General features: G+C 56.0%; 17 protein-coding genes. All 17 read left to right on the forward strand.

The window, feature by feature from the left end:
- Positions 1 to 121 precede the first annotated feature (121 nt).
- Positions 122 to 1,237, forward strand: coding sequence for a Gfo/Idh/MocA family protein (locus tag BLT38_RS09735; RefSeq protein ID WP_083344996.1), 1,116 nt, complete (start codon positions 122 to 124; stop codon positions 1,235 to 1,237).
- Positions 1,238 to 1,250: 13 nt separating this feature from the next.
- Positions 1,251 to 1,631, forward strand: coding sequence for a hypothetical protein (locus BLT38_RS09740; protein ID WP_083344997.1), 381 nt, complete (start codon positions 1,251 to 1,253; stop codon positions 1,629 to 1,631).
- Entirely contained in the window at positions 1,625 to 1,987 is a 363-nt protein-coding gene (locus BLT38_RS09745) for an EamA family transporter (RefSeq protein WP_083344998.1), read from the forward strand. The genes BLT38_RS09740 and BLT38_RS09745 overlap by 7 nt, the downstream gene beginning before the upstream one ends.
- Positions 1,988 to 1,989: 2 nt before the next feature.
- On the forward strand, positions 1,990 to 3,423 hold the full coding sequence (locus tag BLT38_RS09750; RefSeq protein WP_083344999.1) for an NAD(P)/FAD-dependent oxidoreductase: 1,434 nt from the start codon (positions 1,990 to 1,992) through the stop codon (positions 3,421 to 3,423).
- Between the two features lie 184 nt (positions 3,424 to 3,607).
- Positions 3,608 to 4,381: a polysaccharide deacetylase family protein gene (locus tag BLT38_RS09760; RefSeq protein ID WP_083345001.1), complete on the forward strand. Its 774-nt coding sequence runs from the start codon at positions 3,608 to 3,610 to the stop codon at positions 4,379 to 4,381.
- A gap of 8 nt (positions 4,382 to 4,389) precedes the next feature.
- A complete protein-coding gene (locus BLT38_RS09765) occupies positions 4,390 to 5,529 on the forward strand; it encodes a glycosyltransferase family 4 protein (RefSeq protein ID WP_083345002.1) in 1,140 nt (379 codons plus the stop codon).
- The gene (locus BLT38_RS09770) at positions 5,526 to 6,806 is read left to right on the forward strand and encodes a glycosyltransferase family 4 protein (protein WP_083345003.1); all 1,281 of its coding nucleotides are present in this window, start codon (positions 5,526 to 5,528) and stop codon (positions 6,804 to 6,806) included. The genes BLT38_RS09765 and BLT38_RS09770 overlap by 4 nt, the downstream gene beginning before the upstream one ends.
- Positions 6,807 to 6,944: 138 nt before the next feature.
- Complete coding sequence (locus BLT38_RS09775) at positions 6,945 to 7,580, forward strand: polysaccharide biosynthesis/export family protein (protein ID WP_083345004.1); 636 nt, start codon at positions 6,945 to 6,947, stop codon at positions 7,578 to 7,580.
- Positions 7,577 to 8,863: a hypothetical protein gene (locus BLT38_RS09780; protein ID WP_083345005.1), complete on the forward strand. Its 1,287-nt coding sequence runs from the start codon at positions 7,577 to 7,579 to the stop codon at positions 8,861 to 8,863. The genes BLT38_RS09775 and BLT38_RS09780 overlap by 4 nt, the downstream gene beginning before the upstream one ends.
- A complete protein-coding gene (locus tag BLT38_RS09785) occupies positions 8,853 to 10,340 on the forward strand; it encodes a GumC family protein (RefSeq protein WP_083345006.1) in 1,488 nt (495 codons plus the stop codon). Before BLT38_RS09780 ends, BLT38_RS09785 begins: the two co-directional genes overlap by 11 nt.
- Positions 10,341 to 11,141, forward strand: a complete 801-nt coding sequence (locus BLT38_RS09790) for a tyrosine-protein kinase family protein (protein ID WP_083345007.1) — start codon at positions 10,341 to 10,343, stop codon at positions 11,139 to 11,141. It begins immediately after the preceding gene.
- Positions 11,142 to 11,176: 35 nt separating this feature from the next.
- On the forward strand, positions 11,177 to 15,382 hold the full coding sequence (locus tag BLT38_RS09795) for a BACON domain-containing protein (protein WP_083345008.1): 4,206 nt from the start codon (positions 11,177 to 11,179) through the stop codon (positions 15,380 to 15,382).
- A gap of 14 nt (positions 15,383 to 15,396) precedes the next feature.
- Positions 15,397 to 17,310 (forward strand): DUF2079 domain-containing protein, encoded by a 1,914-nt coding sequence (locus tag BLT38_RS09800; RefSeq protein WP_083345009.1) that lies wholly within the window; start codon positions 15,397 to 15,399, stop codon positions 17,308 to 17,310.
- Positions 17,307 to 18,830, forward strand: coding sequence for a lipopolysaccharide biosynthesis protein (locus BLT38_RS09805; protein WP_083345010.1), 1,524 nt, complete (start codon positions 17,307 to 17,309; stop codon positions 18,828 to 18,830). The genes BLT38_RS09800 and BLT38_RS09805 overlap by 4 nt, the downstream gene beginning before the upstream one ends.
- A complete protein-coding gene (locus BLT38_RS09810) occupies positions 18,827 to 20,233 on the forward strand; it encodes an O-antigen ligase family protein (protein WP_083345011.1) in 1,407 nt (468 codons plus the stop codon). The genes BLT38_RS09805 and BLT38_RS09810 overlap by 4 nt, the downstream gene beginning before the upstream one ends.
- Positions 20,230 to 21,372, forward strand: a complete 1,143-nt coding sequence (locus tag BLT38_RS09815) for a glycosyltransferase (protein ID WP_083345012.1) — start codon at positions 20,230 to 20,232, stop codon at positions 21,370 to 21,372. Before BLT38_RS09810 ends, BLT38_RS09815 begins: the two co-directional genes overlap by 4 nt.
- A complete protein-coding gene (locus tag BLT38_RS09820) occupies positions 21,353 to 22,540 on the forward strand; it encodes a glycosyltransferase family 2 protein (protein WP_083345013.1) in 1,188 nt (395 codons plus the stop codon). The genes BLT38_RS09815 and BLT38_RS09820 overlap by 20 nt, the downstream gene beginning before the upstream one ends.
- Positions 22,541 to 22,603 lie beyond the last annotated feature (63 nt).

Below are 22,603 nucleotides of genomic sequence, written 5' to 3' on the forward strand. Positions count from 1 at the left end.
GTCTCTATTTTGCTTTTGGCCCCGAAGGCCTGAAACCTACCCCTGAAACCGCCATTTGTATTGGCATAACAATTGCACAGTCACAAGCAAACGATTCCTAGATTGGGGAGACGGAACGAACATGGATACGCGCTTGAAGATTGGTGTGGTGGGTCTCGGGGCCTGGGGTTGCAACGTCGCACGTTGCCTATATGAGTTGCCTGATTGCGATCTGGTGGTTTGCAGCGACCTGAGCGAGAACCGCCGTACGATGGCGGAGCGCAACTGGGGTGTGCAAACAGTTGCATCTCTTGACGAAATGATCGCGCAATTCCCGGAAATTACAGCAGTTGCGATTGCCGCGCCGGCAATCCTTCACTATCCGTTGGCGAAGAAGGCTCTGCTCGCGGATAAGGACGTCTTCGTCGAGAAGCCGTTCACTCTGAATGTCGCTGACGCGGAAGAACTGATGGCACTCGCGGAAGAGCGTGGCAAGGTTCTGATGGTCGGTCACCTTCTGGAATACCACCCTGCCGTGAATAAGATTCGCGACATTGTGCAGGCTGGCGAGCTGGGAGATGTCTATTACATCTACACGCAGCGTGTGAACCTGGGCCGCATCCGCGGCGATGAGAACGCGATGTGGAGCTTTGCACCCCACGACATCTCCCAGATCCTTTACATTCTGGGTGAAGAGCCGGTGGACGTCAGCGCCCGTGGCCAGTCGTACATTCAGGACGGAATTGAAGACGTGGTGTTCCTGAGCCTGTTCTTCAAGAACCGCCGCATGGCACACATCCACATCTCCTGGCTTGACCCGCATAAGATGCGCAGCACCACCGTGGTGGGCAGCAAGAAGATGCTGGTGTTCGACGACGCCGCCGCAACGGAAAAGCTCCGTATTTATGACAGCGGCGCTCAGCAGCAGGCGACCTCCTCGTATGGCGAAGCGATCCAGGTCCGGTTTGGAGATATCCAGATCCCGCACCTGGCTACCACCGAGCCTCTGAAGCTGGAATTCCAGCATTTCATCCAGTGCGTGAACAAGCGCCTGACACCTCGCAGCGATGCGAAGGACGGTCTCCGCGTGGTCCGCATTCTGGAAGCGGCTCAGAAGTCGCTGGAACTCGATGGACTGCCGATTTCGCTGAAGTCCGGTATGGCACGTAAGCGCATGCCGAAACTCAATCCCATGGATCGTCAGTGGACGCCTCAGATGCCGGTTCCGGGACGGGCTCCTGTGGTGGCAGTTTCCTAAGGGCGAGACTCACATGAACGGATACAAGACAGAGTTGTTGGTGATCGGTTCTGTGCTGCTGGCTGCGGCTGGTCAAACACTGATCAAGCTGGGGCTCACGGGACATGGGGCTTTCTCCAGAACGTTATTGGAGTGGCCCCTGGCTCTCACCGCCGGTGTTGTCATCGGCCTTTGCGTGTACGGATTGGGAACTGTGATGTGGTTCGCCGCAGTGGCACAGCGCAACATCAGTTACCTCTACCCGCTCGCGGGGATCAACTATGTGCTGATGGGTTTCATCGGGCACTTCCTGCTGCATGAGGGGATGGGCCCGCTGCGTTGGTGCGGAATTTTCGTAATGACTACCGGCATCGTGCTGTTATCGAAAACCAACACAAAGGAAAGCGAATGCTAATCCAGACCTCTTCTCTTTCCTTTGCCTGGGGTTCTCTCGCAGTCAGTATCGCGATGGGGTCTTTCGCGCAGATCACGTTAAAGCACACGACCAATCTTCTCTCGGTCGTTAAAGAGCGATATCGTGCAATCCCCTGGCTGCTTCTGTGGGGTTTCCTGTTCCTGGGCGCCATGGTCTTTTGGATTTTTGCGCTGCGCCGACTGGATATCTCCATCGCGTATCCGCTGATGAGTTTGGGCTATGTCGTCGTAACAGGATTGGCGGCAATTCTCCTACGGGAACAGGTTACGAAGTGGCGCTGGATTGCAGTAGGGCTAATCACATGCGGGGCCGCCATGGTGGCAGGGAGCGTCTAGATATGCAGAATGCTGAAGTCCGACAGTCACACATTGCTGTTATCGGCGGCGGTTTTACCGGCATGGTTTGTGCCTTTCGCCTGTTGCGCGCCGGCTACCGCGTCACCATTCTGGAACGCGAGGTTGAGCTCGGCGGATTGAGCGCAACCCAGTCCTATGGCTCCTTCAATTGGGACCGCTATTACCACTGCATTCTCACGTCCGATAAGCCGCTCCTTGGACTTATCAAGGATCTCGGTCTCGAAGATCAGCTTCGGTGGAATAAGACAGAAGTAGGTCTGTTTGCTCACGGCGAACTTCATCAGATGACCGGACCAACTGACCTGCTTCGCTATCGCCATCTTTCCCTGTTTTCGAAAGCTCGGCTGGCGATCATGACGTGGTACATCACGCAACTCAAGAACGGACGCAAGCTGGAAGGCATTCCACTGTGCCAGTGGACGCGTCGCCTTTTCGGCAAGCACGTCTATTCCCAGATCTGGGAACCGCTCCTGCGCTGCAAGCTGGGCGAGATGCGCAAGTACGCTTCCGCCGCATTCCTCTGGGGGACCATTGTCCGACTTGCGTCCACACGCGAGAAGGGCCCCGGAACACAGGAATGCCTCGGCTATATGCACGGAGGATACGGAACAGTCTTCAAGCGTCTGCAGCACACTGTCAATTCGCTGCACGGTGAGACAAGCCTTGGCGTCGATATCCGTAGTGTTGGCCCCGGCAGAACCGATGTACCGGGAGAGAGCGTCCTGATTCGCGCGCGGCATAAGGACATCTATGTCGACGGCGTCGTACTTACCACTCCCAATCGCGTTGTCGCCTCCATGCTTCAGGTGGACGACCACCTCTACAAAGAGCGGCTGGGACAGGTGGTGTACATGGGCATCGTATGCACCGTTCTCGTGCTGAAGCGGAAGCTTTCGCAGTACTACGTGACCAATGTCGCGGAAAAGATCGGATTTACAGGCGTCATTGAAATGACCAACCTGATCGATCCGGAGCAGGAAACAAACGGACGTCACCTGGTCTATCTGCCGCGATATACATCACCCACGGACCCACTCTTCGCAGCAACCGACGACGCGATATGGGAATTCATTCAGCCAGACCTGAAGCGGATCTTCCCTGACCTGCAGGAAGAAGACATTGAAAGCCGCTACGTCTTCCGCAGCAAGGACGTTCAGCCCGTACCGACCATCGACTATTCGACGATCGCCCCACCGGCACGCACACCCGTTGCCGGAGTGTACTTGGCAAACACCTCGCAGATCATCAACAACACGCTCAACAACAATGCAATGACCTCCATTGCCGAAGCCACGTGCGACGCACTTATGCGGGACATTCCGGCCATGCAACGGGTTGAACATACCGTGGACGTTCCGAAGATGCCTTCGGTGTTAACGGAGACGCAGGAGGTACGTACGGCATGTACAGCATGACGTTGCTCTTTGAAACTTCATTTCGCCTCCTGGATGGATTGCTCAGCCGCAGCCCGGTGCTGTGCCTTTTCCTCCTCTCAGGCGGCCTGATCCTGGGTTCCATGATCCTGGATCGAAAGAATCGTGTCGGTGTTTCCACCCCAAAAACACCCATTTCGAACCATAGTGTGGGGGACGGTCGAGCATGAACACCACTGACCAGCCGGAAGATGCTCCGGTATACGCGTTTTGCTATCACGAGATCCACGATGTGACCGTGAACGACGTATATTGCATTACGCCTGATCTCTTCCTGCAGCATCTGTGGACCATGCGCGATGCCATAAACGGCACGCTTCAATCACTCGTCATCACCTTTGATGACGGGCACGATTCCAATCTTCAATTCGCGGCTCCTCTGCTGGAATCCGCTGGGCTCCGAGGTCATTTTTTTCTTCCCAGTACCTGGATCGGCCATCGCAATGGATTCATGAGTTGGGAGGATGTTCGTGATCTCGCATCCAGAGGACACGGCATCGGGTCGCACAGTGCCACACACGCTTTTCTTACTTCCTGCAGCGCCACTGGAATGTACGAAGAGTTAGCGGGATCACGCCAGACCCTCGAGGATCGACTGGGCATGCCCGTGACCACCATTTCAATGCCAGGTGGTCGATGGAATGAAGAAGTGCTGCGCGCATGCGCACTGGCCGGATACGAAACCGTGTATACCTCAGAGCCCGGTTATTTCCGCCCTGCAATCACGATGGACACGTTGCACATGCCTGCTGTAGTCGGCCGTTTTGCCATACAGCGCCGGACAAGCCTGCGAGCAATCAACGGCTACGCCAGCGGCGACTGGGGGACCGTGCGCAGGATCCACTCCATGTATCAGGCACGCAATAGTGTGAAGCGTTTACTTGGCGACCAGGCGTATCAGAAGCTTTGGTCTCACTTGTTCCGAGCGACACCGAATTAGGGGGCAGTATGCGAGTACTACAGCTTGTGTCCAGCTCGGGTTTCTACGGTGCGGAACGAATGATCAATCTGTTGGCCAGCTCGCTGAATCAAGCGGGGGAACAGGTCTATCTCGGCTTGTTCAATGCAGACTCAGCATCCTGTGCGCAGGTCGTTCGAGAGGCTGATCAGAATTCAATTCCGGTTTGGAATCTCCGTTGCCGCGGCCGCTGGGACTGGCGCGCAGTTCATGATCTCGCCAACTTCCTGAAGGTCAATCGCATTGATGTTCTGCATACGCACGGTTACAAAGCCAACATCTATGGCTTCCTCGCTGCACGACTTGCCGGATGCGCGATTGTTGCGACATGCCATAACTGGACGAAGCGAACGAATGCGCTGCAAAAATATGCAGCGCTAGACCAGATATTTCTGCGCTGGTTCGACACTGTGATCGCAGTCTCCCAGGGCATCATTACTGAACTGCGTCACAACAAAGTGCGCCGTATTCGCATGATTGCCAACGGCATCGATGTAGCAAAGTACCAGGCCGCAAGCAATCACTCCAGACAAGATCAGCCTGTTGTGATCGGATGCCTCTCGCGTCTCTCCAAGGAAAAGGGCGTCGACGTCCTACTCTGGGCATTACCTCGGATCCTGGACCGATACCCTAACCTGCACTGCTGTGTCGCCGGAGAAGGGCCAGAGCGCGAAAGCCTGGAAGCATTGGCCGCGAAACTAGGCGTAGCCAACGCATTTCACATGCCCGGCTTTTGCGATGACACGGCGGACTTCTTGAAGCTTTGCACCATCGTCGTCCAGCCATCGCGCATGGAAGCCATGCCTCTGGCCATTCTTGAAGCAATGGCTGCGGGTAAGGCGATCGTCGCTTCCGCAGTAGGCGAAATCCCTCGTCTGCTCGAAGACGGACATGCAGGACTCCTCGTGCCTCCTGACAGCCCGGAGAAGCTCGCAGATGCAGTACTTACCCTGTTGAAGGATGAAGCTCTGCGTCAGAGCGTGGAGCGCAGAGCAGCACAAAAAGCCGCAGCACAGTTCGATGTTGCGACGATGACGGCCGAGTATCAGAAGGTCTATCGCACGGTGGCCTCCACCCGCCAGCCTCAACGACATCTGGCGCACGCCGACCGTATGGATATGCAGGCATGATTGCGCCAACACTTGCGTCATCACCATCGGGATCGAATGTGGCGAAACGCGATCGCGAATGGAACATCTGGCTCTCAGACGCATTCTGCTTCACCTCCTGGTATAGCTCAGCGCTCGTTAAGGCTCTGCTCAATACCAACGCATCCGTACGCTTCATCACTACCGATGTTGCCGGCGAACCTGCTTACTTCAGGTCGCAGGGAGTCACACCAAACCCCGGCCCGTTCTCCTCTCACTATGCGAGCAAACTTCCCTCGCCCGCCAGGAGAGCAGCACGACTCCTCTCGGTTATGGCCAACTCTGCAGCCTTGCGCTGGCAGTTAAAGCATTCCTTAGCAACGCGCCCGGATGTACTGCATTTACAGCAGTTGCCGGCGCTAAACCACGGAATCAACGATGACTTCCGCACCATCGCGTGCGCCCAAAGCCTCGGCATACCTGTGGTGCACACAGTACATAATCTGCTGCCACACGACAGTGGAGATTCGCTGCGGGCGACCTATGAGCGCCTCTACACAACCGTAGACCGGCTCATCTGCCACTCGCCTGACGTAGCTGAAAAACTGACGAAACAGTTTGGCGTGAATGCGCACAACATCTCTGTCATTCCGCACGGACCTTTATTTGAAGCGCCCATCGAAACAGGCAACGAGCGGTCGTTTGCTCGAACCAGCTTGAATATCGAACACGACCGCCCGGTAGTTCTCTGGCAAGGCGTGATGGCTCCGTACAAGGGCCTGGATCTATTGCTGCAGGCGTGGGAACGATGCATGTCGAGCTGGCCTGACACTGCCACCAAACCACTTCTATTGATCGCAGGCACCGGACCAGCATCTGAAGCCGGTCTGGTCAACGCTGCTGCAAAGCAGTTCCCAGAGAGCATTCGCCCGGAGATTCGCTACATCACAACGGCGGAACTGCCGCTCTTCTTCCAGGCATCCGACGTTCTGGTCTATCCCTATCGCGCGATCACCACAAGCGGCGCACTTCTCACGGGACTGACCTACCGGAAACCCATCATCGCCTCTGATCTGGCGCCATTTCGGCAATTCCTTCGGAATAAAGAAAATGCGCTTCTCGTGCCGCCGGGGGACGTAGCCGCCATGACCGAGGCGCTTCATTCACTTTTGCTGGGGATATCCACCGCTGGAGAAGCCAGCTCTATCTACCGCACGCTGGCTGCTGGAGCTGCACAAAATCAGGAGCTATACACCAGCTGGGACACCATCGCAAAACAGACACTTTCCGTCTATCGGGAACTAGTGCGAAACCAATGAAAGGAAGTGTGCAGGGAGTTGCACATCTTTTTCGTCTACACCCGCCGCACATCACAGGAAAGCCCTGAATTGGCCATATTCACGCTATCGGACTTTGGCTCTACGGTTGCATCTCCCATCGGTGGGAAGGAAAGGGCTATGGATTCGATGCGGAAAACAATATGGAGCGCACTACGCATACCGCTGCTCCTGCTCTGCACAGTTTGCTGCAGCGGCCAGCAGGCCACGGCGAATGTGACCAAGTCGGCGGTATCGACCTCAGGACTGCCGGATACTCGTTCTTCAGCAGCAACCACTGCATACACCATCGGAAGCGGTGATGTGTTGAACGTGCAGGTATGGAAAGAGAAGGAACTGAGCCAGGTCGTGGTCGTTCGTCCTGACGGCAAGATCTCCCTTCCCCTTTTGGGCGACCTTCCGGTCATCGGTAAAGAACCAACACAGGTTGAAGAGATGGTTCAGACGCGCCTGCAGTCCATGGTGGTTGAACCGCACGTGACGGTCACAGTTGCTGAGATTCACAGCCGCATGGTCTACATCACGGGCGAAGTTGCTCGGCCCGGCGCATACCCACTCAACACTCCCATCACAGTGCTTCAGCTGATCGCACAGGCGGGTGGTCTTACCGAGTTTGCTTCAAAAAAGAAGATTCAGGTGATCCGCGCAAACAACAAGCGCGATCAACAGCTTCTGAATTACAAGGCCATGACGCAATCCAAGGACGGCCACAGCGACGTGACCTTGAATCCCGGTGACACGGTGGTAATCCCATGATCACTTCAAAGTACATCCTTCTTGCAACGAGCGCGCTGCTCTGCACTCCTCTCTCGCTGTTGGGACAGGCTACTGGTCAGTCTGCAACCACCAGCGGTACACAGGTGGAGTCGCAGGAATTGAAGCCATCATGGATCAGCTCCAACGTCGCCATGGGTGAACGTTCCGATCTGAATCTTGGTGTGTCCGGCAGCTATGGACACGATTCAGCTGTGAACAACATCCCTGGCGTCTCGTCGCAATTCACTAGCCTTCAGGGAACACTCGGTATGGCTTCCAGAAGCCGTACGAGTTACTTTTCGCTGCGCCATGACGCCACATTCCAGTTGTTTCCCGGCAGCGGCCTTGATATGCAGCAGTATCAGTGGACAACGCTGAATGTGACCCACTCGCCTTCACGCAGAACCACGTGGGGAGTGAATGCTGCAAACGGCTACGGTGCCGACGCCGCGCGGGCAAGCAGCTCTTTGAGCCTCGCTTCCGTAAACACAACAGCGATTGATAACAACAGTGTTCTTGCCGGCGTTATCTCCGGAAACACTCTGCGCCAATATGTATCGGGAATTGTTGATCACCAGACGTCAGAGACTTCGGCTATTTCTCTCGGTGCCAACTTAGGCTTTCAGAACTTCCTGGGCGCCGCTCCGTCCACACGTCAGTATGACGTGACGGGTTCCGTTCGCAAGTATCTCAGCGAAGCCTTCCTGGTCGGTGTGCGCGCAGACGGCGTGCAGCAATACTACGGCAACGGAAGCTGCACAACGTCGACGGTTCTGGGATTTGCGACGTTGCAACTGACGAACTCCATCAAACTCGACGGTGGCGCGGGCCCTGCCTTTGGAGCGTCGCAGTGCACAGGCAGCTATCAATACCAGGTGGTGCTATCGGCAGAGGGCTATCGCGGCCGTCGCGCTTACGTTGGCACCAGCCGTAAGCGTGGCAATGGAGACGTCGCTGGCTCCCTCTGGGAGACGTCCGCATTCGGTGGCATGCAGATCGGCCGTCCGCGGCAATTCACTGCTGCCTTGAATGGCGGATACACCAGCTATCACAGCGGAGTGGTAACAGCTCAGAACAACGATCTGAGTGGTTACTTCATCTCTGTCGAACTTCATCGCCCCATTTCAAACAATGCGGAATGGACATTCACTGCACGTCACTTTGAGCGCTCAGCAGCAAGCACCGTTCCTGTAGGCGCAACTCCCGTTGCAGACCTTTCACGCACGGTCTTCTTCGTGGCCTTTAACTGGAACAAACAAAATGGAGGACGCTATGGCCGATGAGCGCAAAGCATCACCACTCGCTGCGGTTTATACGCTACTGAGTGCGATTCGTTATCGCTATCGACTCATCATCTTCGTCGCCGTCGTGGTATTGGCAGCGGGATTGACCTATGTGATGAGCATGCCCGATGTCTACCAATCTTCAACACAGATCCTGGTAAATCCTCAGCGTGTTTCAGATAAGTACGTGAACAGCATTGCAACCATGGATGCCAGTGAACGCCTGAATACTTTGAGCCAGCAGATTCTTAGCTCGTCGCGCTTGGAAACCATCATGGACGAACTTCACCTCTTCTCCAATCTGCGAGATAAGGTGAGCCGTGATGAGCTGATCGCGCGGATGCGGAAGAACATCGGCATCGAGTTGAAGCATAACTCGGAAGGTCTGAGCGCATTCACGCTCAGCTATACCGGCGATTCCGCACAGGAAGTAGCAACTGTTGCCAACCGTCTTGCTGCATCCTTCATCTCGTGGAACCTGCACGATCGCGAGCAGGAAGCAAAAGCTACCACAACCTTCCTCGCGAATGAATTAACGACGACAAAGTCGCAGCTAGACGATCTCGAAGAGCAGCTGCGTAGCTACAAGATGAAGCACCTTGGCGAGCTGCCGGATCAGCTCGATGCAAACATGCAGACGCTATCGCGCCTGCAAGTGGAGCTTCAAGCGAATACAGAAGCGCAGAGCCGCCTGGATCATGAGGCGCTCCTCACCTCCTCTTTGCCGGACACAAGCTCGCAGCGCACTGCTGCCCCGGTTACCTCTTCATCGATGCGGCAGAAGCTTACAGCGGATAGGTACGCAGCGCAGACGGACCTGGCTGAACTGCACAAACACTACACGGATAGCTTTCCCGATGTAGGCCGCAAGGAAGCTGAAATCCGCGCTTTGGACGCGCAAATCGCTGCGCTGCCAGCCGATTCCACCCCCGCTGCTTCGGCAACCGCCGATTCAGCGACCAGCACCAATCCTCGGCTGCAGCTGATCCATCGCGACCGCAACCGGCTGCAGGACGAACAGCGCAAGATTCAGAGCTCCATCGGCCGTTATCAGTCCAGGATTGATTCTGCGCCGGTGCACGAACAAGAGATCTCGCAGCTTCTTCGTGACTACGGTACGGCCCGCGATCACTATCGGTCACTGCTGGAGAAAACCTACTCCGCACAGATGGCTGCGCAGCTCGAGCAGGAACAGCAGAGCGGAAACTTCACCATGCTGGACCAGGCACGTGTTCCCGATGCTCCTATCGGACCGAAGCGAGTTCCCTTGTTTCTGGGTGCCTTCTTCTTCGCGATCGCTGCGGGAATCGGAGTCGCGCTCCTCGCTGAAACTCTCGATAACACTGTGAAGTCAGAAAACGAACTGCGGGATTGTCTGCCTGAGATTCCGTTGCTTGGAACAACACCAGGAATGAAGAACGTTCCTATGATCCGCAGGGGCCTTCCACAATCGCGCTTTCTGCTGGGAGGTCAATAAATGATTTCGCTTTCCCTCAAGCATGAATCCGTGACGCACACACGTCGCGAATTGAAGTTAATCGACGATGCAGAGATTGCTCAGCTAGCGCAAGAGTATATCCACGTCGATGACGAAGAATATCTGGATAGTGTTCCCCTGTTGGAGGGTGACGGAGTCGACAGCACGCAGGAGTATTCCGTATTCCACGTCGATCCATACGGCGCAGCCGCAGAGCAGTTTCGTCTGATGCAGCGCCGCCTCAGCAACCTGCGTCCTGCAGGCGGAAGCGTATTACTTACCAGTCCTGGCATCGGAGATGGCAAGACCACAAACGCAAACAATCTTGCGTGGGCACTTGCTGAAGCGGGACACAGCACACTGCTGCTGGAGCTCGACCTTCGCCGCCCTGGCTTGCATCGTTACTTACCAGAAAATCCCCCGCACGATCTGAACGATGTCTTGCTGGGCGACATATCGGCACATACCGCGGTGCGGCGCTTACATGAACTCCCTCTGTTCTATCTGGGAGTGAACAAGCCCGCGGCGCGCCCCATTCGTCTCCTCCGTGCCAAGAAGCTCAACGAATTAATTCGTTGGGCAAATCAGACTTTCTCTTGGGTAGTCATTGATGGCCCGCCAGTCGTCGGCGTGTCAGACGTGGAAGAGATCCTGCCCAAAGTAGATCTCGCGCTGATGGTTGTGCGCGAGCGTGGAACACCGCGAGCCATGTTAGAACGTGCCGCGGAACGAATGGGCGAACGCCTGAACTTTGTTATTTACAACGATGCACTGCTGTCAGATTCATACGGACAAAAGTAATAGCTGAATCAATTCTGTTACGCAAGGAAACCTATATGAACCTTCCTAGAAGTATTCGAAATTTTTACTTCGTGCTTGTTAGCAGCCTGCTGCTAATGGGCATCTGTCTTCTACCTCAGTCTGCGTTGGCTCAGAGCCAGGATCTGACAGTTGTCGTCCTGGTGAATTCTGCGAACACCACCGGATACAACACCAACAGCACAGCTCCGGGTACCTACCAGATGGGTCCGGAGAGATACCTCGTTCACCTTCAGGTACCTTACAAAGTCGTCGACGTTAGCACGACAGCTGCGATGGACCTCTCGTCTTCGCAGCTCATCATCGCTGGACATAACGGACTGAACCCGAGCGTTGCATGGCAGAACGCAATTGTTGCCGCAGTTGCCAACGGCACGGGCTTCATGAACCTTGATAGCGACACTGGTATCGGCACACAGAGCCATATTCAGACCATGTTCCACGCTACTGGTGCAACGCTGGGTCAAGCTCAGACCAGCATCACCATTCCGGCGGCAGTGCAGGTGGGTGGCGCTCAGGCCCACTACATCGCTGCATTGCAACGGCATTGGCTGAATGACCCTGCTGGCGACATCACGTATAACTACCACGGCAACGGTGTCACCACGATCGCGTCCAACGCGACACTCTTGACCGGTGCAACTGGAACCGTTGTTGCGGAACTCGGAACGGATCCGCTGATCCTCACATCGACCTATGGCCGCGGAAGACTCGTAGACTTTACCACCTACGACTACCTGCACGCCGACCGATTCGGATTTGTGGAGGGCGTCGATGATTTGTTCTGGCGCAGCATCGTTTGGGCAGCTCGTAAACCCTTCGTGTTGCGCGGCTATCCGCGCATCGCTGCCATTCAGATGGATGACAACGAGGTCGGTGTTATGTCTCGCGTTCCCGATATGTGGAACACGAGCCTGACAGGCACGGTTGCATCGGATGGCACGGGCGGCCCATGGATGCCCCAGCTCAATCTGCAGGTTAGCTCCGTTGCAACTGGAGACACCGACCGCGCGCCGATGATCACCGCCATCAACGCAAACAACCTTCATGCATCGATTCACGGCTTGGACTATGGCTCCGGTGGCGACATGTACTGGAACCTGACCGTCCCGACCACGGACGCGCAGTGGCAGGCGAACGTAGCATCTGCTCTCAGCTGGAAGGCTGGTTCGGGTGGAACGGATACCTTCCCGAAGTTGAGCCGCTCCATGGTTGCGCACTACTGGGATATCTCGGATAACACAGGCTATGAAATGTACAACAGCCTGAACATCCGTTACATCACCTCTCCGCAAGCCGCAGGCACATATTACTTTGACTATCCGAAGACGGTAGCGGGACGAACCCCACTCGGGCCATTCCGCATCTACGAACAGCCTCCCGTATATCCGGTCGATTACGACGAAACATTTCCTTTCTTCTACGCCGATGATGTCGTAGTTCACAGCGTTGCTGGAAAACCTGCACAGACCTTTTTCGGTTTTGCCACGCAGGTTGGACAAATGGCAGGACGCTTCACGCGACCAGACGCACTGTGGCCGAGCTCGACCAATAACTACACCGTTGCTGAGAGCTTGAATCAATGGGAGTACTACATGTGGCATTTCTGGTCGGGCATGGAGCCTGTTCAGATCTACACACATGACGGCAACAACCTTGATCAATCAACGGTCGCTGATCGTCAGAGCTTCATCACGCAGCTCTCCGCATGGTTCAAGACCAACAAGGGCACCCATCAGTTCATGGATGGCATGGGTGACTACCTCCGTGCACGTAACCACTCCCTGTTGAAGAGCGGTACGGTTACACCGTCCACCATCAGCCTCACCTTCACCGGTGCGGCTACGGATGCAGACGGAAACCTCATCCCCACGAAGACCTATGTCTTCTATGGCGATGACGAAGGAACACTCCTTTCTGTTCCCGGCTTCAGCAACGGTGGCACGTATTCCTTCACCAACGCGGCACCGCCGACCATGCAGGTATCACCGGAATCGTTGAGCTTCTCAACGACCGTTGGTAGCTCTCCTGCTTCGAAGACTGTCGCCGTGACCAACCTGGGTTCGGGAACCTACACCTGGACCGCAACCAGCAACGCATCGTGGCTCACCACCACACCGACCAGCGGCACCTCGGGTGCAACTGTCACGGTTAAGGTGAACAGCAACAGCCTGGCAGCGGGCACGTATACCGGCACGATCACCGTCAGCTCCACGACAGCCGCTTACAGCCCCTACACCGTAACCGTAACTCTGACGGTCATTCCGACCACTGCCTCGCTGGTAGGAAGCCCAACTTCGCTCGCCTTCACGCAGCAGGTTGGTACGACGACCGCATCGGCAGCACAGACCGTATCCATCACCAACCCAAGCACCACGAATGTGAATTGGACTGCCACCTCGAGCGCGTCATGGTTGACCGTGACACCTGCAAGCGGTGGTACGCCTGGAACGGTCAGCGCTACTGTCAAGGCTGGTTCGCTCACGGCGGGCAGCTACAGCGGCACGATCACCATCAAGTCGACGTCGCCTGCGCTGACCCTCCTGATCCCGGTCACATTCACGGTCACGGCTGCTCCGGTCACTATCTCCACCTCTAACCTGAACTCGTGGACGATCTCGCCCCTCGGCGGTCTCTCCAACTGGTCCAGCAACGGCTCTGCTCTCAGCTACAACGGAGCCGGCGTAGCGCCCATCTATTCGGGCAGCGCAAACTGGACTGACTACGACCTGTCCGTCAGCATGACGATGCCGGTCTCAAACTACCCGGGTGGTTTCCGCGGTCGCGTAAACCCAGTTGATGGATCGGGCTATGCAGTATGGTTCTATCCTTCTGACCACACCGTAAATCTGTACAAGGTAGTGAACTGGAACATCTCGAATGGGTTCACGCTCATCGGCACCTACAACTCGTTGATCTTCGATGCAAGCGCACATACCTATCTCCTCTCGATGCACGGCAGCACAATCACGGTATCGCGAGACGGTGTACAGTTGATCACCGCGAACGATTCCACCTACACCTCTGGTCTCGTAGCACTGGATCCTTCTAACCAGGTTGTCTCTTACAACTCGGTGGTTGTCTCCAATGCAAGCAGCCTGGCAGCAACGTTGACGGCATCGCCCACATCGTTGACCTTCAGCGCTGTACCGGGTGCAACCGCAGCAGCACAGAACGTTAGCCTCTCGTCCACGTCCAGCCTGTCATGGACCGCGTCAACCAACGCGGCATGGCTGACGGCGGCACCGGTGTCGGGAACCTCCACGCCGGCAACAGTAGCAGTCACCGCCAGCGCTGCAAGCCTGAGCGCCGGAACGTACACGGGAACTCTGACACTGACACCATCAACAGGTAGTGTGGTGCAGATTCCCGTAACGTTGTCGGTCACGGCTTCACCGAGCGCGGTCATCAACGCTGTTCCTTCCGCTGTCTATATGTTCAGCCCGGTTGGATCGTCGCCCACTGCCGCATCGGTATCCGTTCAAAACTCGGGTACCGGAGCACTGCCGTGGACTGCTACCAGCAATGTCTCCTGGCTCACGCCCTCACCTGCTTCTTCAGCAGCTGCTGGAACGTTGACTCTGACGCCATCCACCGCGGCTCTCGCAGTGGGAACAGTCATGGGCAACATCACCCTGAGCTCCACCAACGCCACTGCGGCTGTCACGGTTCCTGTGACACTCAACATTGGCAACCTGTTGTTCCAGGATCAGTTCGCTTCCGGCTCGTCGCAGTGGACAGCGTCGCCGCTCGGCATGGCTTCAAACTGGAGCGTGTCGAACGGATCCTTCAACTACAACGGAAACGGCCACACGCAGATGTACGCGGGTAGCCAGAGCTGGACGGATTACACGGTATCGGCTGACGTCAAACTCACCAATACTTCCAACTATCCGGGCGGCATCCGCGGTCGCGTCAACCTCACATCGGGCGCAGCCTACGCAGTCTGGCTCTACCCGGGTGACAACACGATCAAGCTCCTGCGTTCCACTGCATGGGCCATCGACTCCCCAGGACTGGCAGTTGTGGGGCAGTCACCCACGATGCTGCTCGACACCAATAAGCACACAATCCGCATGCAGTTCGTTGGCAGTCAGATCCGGGTCTACTACGACAACACTCTGATCATCTCGGCAACGGACACCACCTTGACTTCGGGCGCTATCGCACTCGATGTCTCCTCGCAACCCATCTCCTTCAGCAATGTAGTTGTTCAACAGTAAGGGTCCCTAGAACAATGTCGACCTCGACTATCGCGACAGATTACATCCACGCTGAAACGAACCAGCTCCCGAAGCGACCGGCAATCACATTGCCGGTCGCCCTGGGCGCCGCTTCACTCAGCATCTGGATCTGGCTGGCTTTTCTTCGCTCCATGCACACCGTTGGTGCGTTGCTAACTGCAGTCGTTTTCGCTGTAGCATTCACACTGCTCGCGTATAGCCCTTCTCTATCCCTAGTCTTTCGTAAGACAACATCTCCAGCACTGCAGCGCGAACTCGCGCGTTGTGCAGCAGTCTTTGTTTTCCTGCTCTTCTTCGTTCCGGAATACGCCGCGAGAGTTCGGCCGCCCTTTGTGCGCTCGGCGATATTGCTCGCAATCTTCACCGGCCTCTGGGCCGCCCTTTTCCGCGACAGTCTCAAGGAAGCCGACCCACAGGATGAGGAAACATCTCGCAAGAGAAACTGGCCAATCCTCGAAGCATCCTTGCTGCTGGTCGGTCTCACCTATTTCGCAGTAAAGAAGTATCTGGTGTTCGGATACGTCGGCCAGGACCTCGCATACTTCGGCCAGATCATGCACACCACGCTGCATGGGCACCTCTTCTGGGGTTCCCTGCTGCAGGACGTGCTCTATTCGCACCCTGTCACAACAGATTTCGCTGGGCATAACTCGCCCATCATGTTCCTGTTCCTACCGTTCTACGCAATCTTCCAGAGCCCGATAACTCTGCTGGTCCTTCGCAACGTCACGATGGTCGCGTGTGCCTATCCCGTGTTCCGCATTGCGAAGTTGTCATCCACGGATCGGGCAGCCCGCATCTGGGCAGTGGCCTTCCTGCTCGTGCCGGTGATCTTTTATCAATCAGTCTTCGACTTCTATCCCCTAAGCTTCGTCGCACTGCCGGTACTGTTCACGATCCTTTACTACCTCGAGGGCAAGTTCCGCCCCTTCACGATTGCATTCTTCTTCACCCTTGCGGTACGAGAAGATCTGGCACTCTTTGCCGTGTGCCTCGCCGTCGTTGCGCTGGTTCAGCGCAAGTCGATGCGCTGGATTGCATTGCCGCTGATTGCTGGCCTCGTGTGGGGTGTTCTCTCTTACAAGGTTGTTCTGCCACACGCATTGAACGGAGCATCGTTCGTCACTGACGCGTGCTTCAGCCATCTGGGAGCAACACCGACGGAGATGCTCACCCATGTGTGCAGCAGCCCGCAGACGACCGTTCTGACACGGAACAACATCGTCTACCTCAAGCAGCTCCTGACACCTACTGGACTTCTGCTTCCTTTCGGTAGCTCGCTCGTCATCGCCTCGTTTCCCTTCCTGGCCATCAACCTTCTCGCTGGTGCAGGCAAGTGCATCACGACTGTGATCTATGCGCAGTACTCAGTGGTTCCGGCTACGGTGCTGTTCATCGCTGCGCTTCTCTTCTCCACCAACAGTAAGAGCAAGCTGGCCAGCATCACGCGCCTCCGTCTCAGCAGCTCGCGCGTGGCACCTCTGATCACGCTCGCACTGACCGTCGCTACGCTCGCCTTTGCTACTGGAAAAGCACAGTTCGACGAGATCTCCAAGCAACCATGGGACGCAGAGGCACACAAGGTCGCGGCAATGATTCCTTCGGATGCATCGCTCGCCGCTCCGCGCTACATGCTTCCCGCAGTTGCCAATCGCGATTGCCTCTATCAGACACACCGGCTGTATCAGTACCACCATCCGGTCTATGAGTACCTAGTACTCGATAAGGACTGGACACACATCAACGCAGCCGCCGAATACGAAACTGCCTACCGTCAACTGCTGGCTACCGCTCCCATTGATCCGCGCTTCCAGGTGATCTATGAATCGCCCGCATATCTGGTGTTGCGTGATCCAGCCATGCACGGTGTTGGGTGCTTCCCGAACGCCAACGAGGGGCAGCAATGAGTCGTAAGCCAGATTTCATCCGAGACATCGGAAATTATCTTGTGGGTCGAGGATCGCTGATCCTTCTTGGATTCGTTACGTTTCCATTGCTTACAAGAGTTCTCCCGGTCGAGCAATACGGCATCCTGTCGTTAACGTTCCGACTGGTACTGTTACTCGTTGTCCTATCGAAGTGCGGACTGCAATACTCCGCTGCACGTTTTTACGACGCATCAAAGTCAGACGTCGCGGGACAGCGTAGGTTCTACTCGACGCTGCTCATTGGACCGGCCATCACATCGCTGCTCTTTTCCGCGATCTACATGGCCGTGTTGTTCAGCAGTTCGGCGTTACGGACAGATACCCAGCTCTTTCACTGCCTCCTGCTCGCTCCAGTCGCAGTCGTACTTCGCACGCTGCAGTCGATGCTTCTTAGCTTCCTGCGCAACGAAGGCAGAAGCCGTCTCCACACCATCGTTGAAGTTATGACGAAGGTCACAACTATGGTCGGCCTCATCGGGCTCGCTGTCGCAGGTCAACATCGCGCGTTCCCCGTGGTGCTCGCCACCATGACGGCTGAAGCCATCGTCGTCGCCGTTCAGATGGGCGATGTGCTCCGCCGCGGTCTGATTCACCCAACGGCCATTGACTGGGATCTCATCCGTACCAGCCTTAAGTTCGGCATGCCGCTGATCGCATACGAACTCTCCAGCTTGGTGCTGGATTCGGCAGATCGCATCATCGTTCAGCGTTACATGGGCGATCATTCGCTCGGCTTGTACTCCGCGGCTTACAGCATCTCGGGATATCTGCAGGATGTCGTCATGACTCCTCTGAACCTGGCGCTCTTCCCTATCTACATGCGCCTCTGGAACGAAGAGGGCAAAGAAGCAACATCGCGCTTCCTTTCGATGTCGCTCTCATGGTTCGTGGTGGTCGCATTGTTCATCACCGGCCTCTCCACACTCTGCGCAGGCGACGCGCTCGTCTTCCTCGCATCCACTCGCTTCGCAGGTGCTGAAGGGCTGCTCAAGGTACTCGTACCCGCGCTGATGGTCTATGCGCTGCATATCTTCTTCAACGTAGGCCTGGTGTTGCAGAAACGTACCACCCTGCTTGCAATCATTGTCGTCGTAGCCGCCGCAGTAAACATCGCCGCCAACTTCGCCTGGATTCCTCGCTATGGATTGATGGGAGCGGCAGCCGCTACGTTCCTCAGCTATGCGGTCATGGTCGGAACGCTGATCGTTGTAAACCGCAACATTCTGCCTCTGCATGTGAATCCGGCGCTTGCCATCAGCGCAGTGGTGGCGCTTCTGTGTGCCTACCCACTGCCCACCTTCATTCACTCGCAGTTACTTATCGTGCAGCTACTGGGTCGCGCTGCTGCGTTTGGCACGATGTTTGCAATATGCATTTTCATCATGTCTTCGGATTTCCGCAAAGCTGTTAAAAAGGCCTTCGCGAAACTACCCATCGGCACAATCTCACCGTTGCGCGTTCCTTCGACCGCAGCGACAGGCGAAGGAGGTGCGGAATGATTTTGGAGTCGACCTCGCCCGGTGCGCTCACAAGCATACGCGCAATCGCAATGTATTCCGCAGTTGTCGCGGGTGCACTCGCTACGATCCTGTGGAAGTCCGAATTCGGTATTTATCTGCTTTCCGTGCTGTTGCCGCTGCAGACGACGCGTTACCACCTGCACGCGTTTCCACTCGGATCAAACATCGTAGATATTCTGATTATCTGCACTTTGATTGGCAGCGTCCTTCGCCCTCAAGCACCGTTGATCAAACGAACTTCTGTGCTCGCGTTCCTCGGGTTGATGTGCGCGTTCTACTATTTATCGCTCTGGCGCGGTGCCTTCTATCTGGGCGGAGGATTCCCCATCTGGTTTAACGATCTACGCCTGGTGGATTACAAGAACTTCATCGTAATGCCAATGCTCGTGGTCGCTGTCACCAGGACCATCCGCACACGCAAGCAGATCGCCATCATCGTTGCACTCTGCTGTGTGACAGCACTCGCCGTCGATTTCAGCTATCTCAGGGGGGCCGCCGGTCGCGACTTCTCTCACTACGCCGAAGAGACACGCGATGCCGGCCCTCTCGGATATGCAGGTGAAAATGGCCTTGCCTCTTACCTCGTAGAAGCAACCGCTTTTCTACTGCCCTTACTGGCGCTTAAAGGAAAGATGTTGGTGCGTGCCGGCCTTCTGCTTGTAATTGCCGCAAATACCACCTGCATCCTGTTCTCTTACTCGCGCGAAGCCTATCTCGCCTTAGCACTGGTCTTATGTTTCCTGGCAGTCGTCAAAATTCGATGGCTGTTCATACCCATCCTTCTACTCGTAGTGTCCTGGCAAGCCATCTTGCCTCTCGCTGTGCAAGAGCGTATCGCCATGACCTATACGAAGCCAGACGCGGGTCAGGACGCGGCACTGGACGCATCAGCGCAAGAACGCGTGATGCTATGGACAGACGCGATCAATATGTTCAAGGCCAATCCAGTCGTAGGCACCGGGTTCCTGACATATGCATTGATGGGACGCGTCGGCTCCTATAAGGACACGCACAACTTCTATCTCAAGATGCTGGTAGAGACAGGGCTCTCTGGCCTGCTTCTCTTCCTCGTGCAACTGCTCCTCTTCACCCGGACAGGCCTGCAGCTATTCAGCCGCGCCCGCGACTCCTTCCTCTCACTGGTAGGACTCGGCTTTGCATGCTTGATGTTGACTGCCGCAATCGTCAACTTCTTCGGTGACCGATGGATGTTTATTCAGGTTGACTCCAACCTTTGGATTCTTCTCGGATGCACACTCTGTGGCATTTCAATTGCAAGTGTGAAAGCGCCTGTGGCAACGGAAGAAGTAAAGCAAAAGGCTAGGAAGCGCCATTCCTGGCACGCGCCGAATCCGCCACTCGTTCATGGAGATGCAGTATGAAACCCGTATCCACACAATCGCGATCGGTGATGTTCATCATCGATCAGCTCACGGAACTGGGCGGTGCAGAGCGCATGATGTTCGCTCTGGCACGCTCCCTCCCTGAGCGTGGATACAAGGTCACAGTGGTGACGCTGCGGGATAATCCTAGCCCCGAAGCTTACAAGCTCTTCGACGAGATCGTGGTGCTGCCCACACGCTCCTGCCTCTCATTACAGGGCCTGAAAACCCTCGGCAAACTGCGCGATTTGCTCCGCGAGCGCAACGTATGCCTTGTACAGACGTACTTCGAAAGCGCCGATCTCTTTGGGGCCATCGCAAGCCGTCTCGCCGGTGTAACCACCATCTGTTCCAGCCGCCGAGATATGGGGATCCTGCGAACCGCGAAGCACAACCTGCTCTACCGGCTCCTGACCCCGCTCTACAGCCATGTTTTTGCAGTTTCAGAAAAAGTGGCGCGCTGGCACCGTGAACAGGACGGCATTACCGCGAAGAAGGTGTCCATCGTGCATAACGGTGTCGCACTCGAGCGCTACGAGCTATCTGCACATACGTCAGAACTGCGGATTGCCCACGCGTTTCCGGAAGATGCACTTCTTGTCACAACTGTTGCAAACATTAATCCATGGAAGGGCGTGGACGTCTTCATCAAGGCGGCTGCAATTGTCCATCGCCAGAACCCTAAGGCCATGTTTGCCGTTGCGGGCGACTGGACGGATCAGGAACATCTGCAGCAGTTGCGCAACATGGTCCGTGAATCAGACTTGGATGATTGCGTCCGCTTCCTAGGCCGCGTAGAAGACATCCCCGGCTTACTTCACGACTCCCACGTATTCGCGCTGCTTTCCCGCTCGGAAGGATTTCCAAACGTCGTGATTGAAGCGATGGCAGCCAGACTGCCAGTCGTGGCCACCGATGTAGGCGGAACCGGAGAGGCTGTTGTTGACGGCGTAACGGGCTACCTGGTTCCCAACGAAGACCACCAGGCCGCTGCAGGCCATATCATCGCGCTACTGAATGACCGCACACACAGGGCATACATGGGAAACACCGCCCGCGAGCTTGTAGAGAAACGATTCTCGATTCAGGCAATGGTTTCGCAACATGTGGAGGTGTACGATGCCCTTCTCGCTACTTAGTGTGTCGGAAATATCACCTTGGTCCATTCTCTTCTGGCTATGCGCAGCCGCGATCGGTTACGCCTACATTGGTTATCCTGCCCTGCTCTGGCTTGTGACACGCTTTCAGAAGCACCGCGCTGTGCCTGCATCCACCGCGCCCACGCTGACCCTACTTATCTGCGCACATAACGAAGCCGCGAATATCGGAAGAAAGCTTCTCCAGTGCCTGGAGCTGAACTATCCAAAAGACAAGCTGCAGATCCTCGTCGCTTCGGATGGGTCAACAGATGAGACCGAAGACATCGTCCGATTCTTTGCCCCGGAAGGGGTGGAGCTCATCATCGTACCGCAACAGGCTGGTAAGACGAACGCACAGAACGTCGCCATGCGAAGCGCTAAAGGTGAGATCGTCGTCTTCTCCGACGCCACCACGGAATACCACCCCGACGCGCTGCAATATATAGCCGGAAACTTTACCAATCCGAATGTGGGAGCAGTTTCAGGCCGGTATACCTACTGCGATCTCAACGCCTCATCCGTAGGCGAAGGCTCACGCGCATATGCAGGGTATGACAACCGCATCCGCGAAATGCAGTCCTCCGCAGGAAGTCTTACTGGATGCTGCGGCTGCATCTACGCAGTACGCAGAGACCTATACACTCCACTCGAACCCGGCATCATCAGCGACCTTGTAGAACCAATGCACGTCTTGTTACAGGGGGCAAAGGTCAAGTTCGAACCGCGTGCCCTGGCGCGCGAAGATGTGGGACACAATGCGGGCAAAGAGTTTTCCATGCGTGTCCGAGTCGTTGCGCGTGCCCTGACAGGCCTCTCAAGCGTGCGCCAGTTACTCGCTCCGTGGAAGCATCCGTGGATTGCCCTGCAGCTTTTCTCTCACAAACTGCTGCGCTACGCAGTTCCGCTCTTCCTGATAGGTATGCTCGCAGCCACGTGGATGCTCCGCTCATCTATGGCCTACGGCACTCTTCTAGTACTTCAACTCGCTTTCTACGGCCTCGCCATCCTGGCAGCAGCTATACCTGCACTGCAAAAGAAAAGAGTATTTTCACTACCCATGTACTTCTGCGTGATGAATGCGGCTGCTCTATGGGGAGCCATTAAATTCATGCGCGGACAACGCTACACAGTCTGGAAGCCGCAGCGCGAAACTTCACACGCAGGTTGATACGGGAATGAGCTCACGTCAAACACTGCGGCACGCTTTTCTAAAATCGTTAAGCAAATCCGG

The organism is Terriglobus roseus (genome assembly GCF_900102185.1).
GTDB classification, from domain to species: domain Bacteria; phylum Acidobacteriota; class Terriglobia; order Terriglobales; family Acidobacteriaceae; genus Terriglobus; species Terriglobus roseus_A.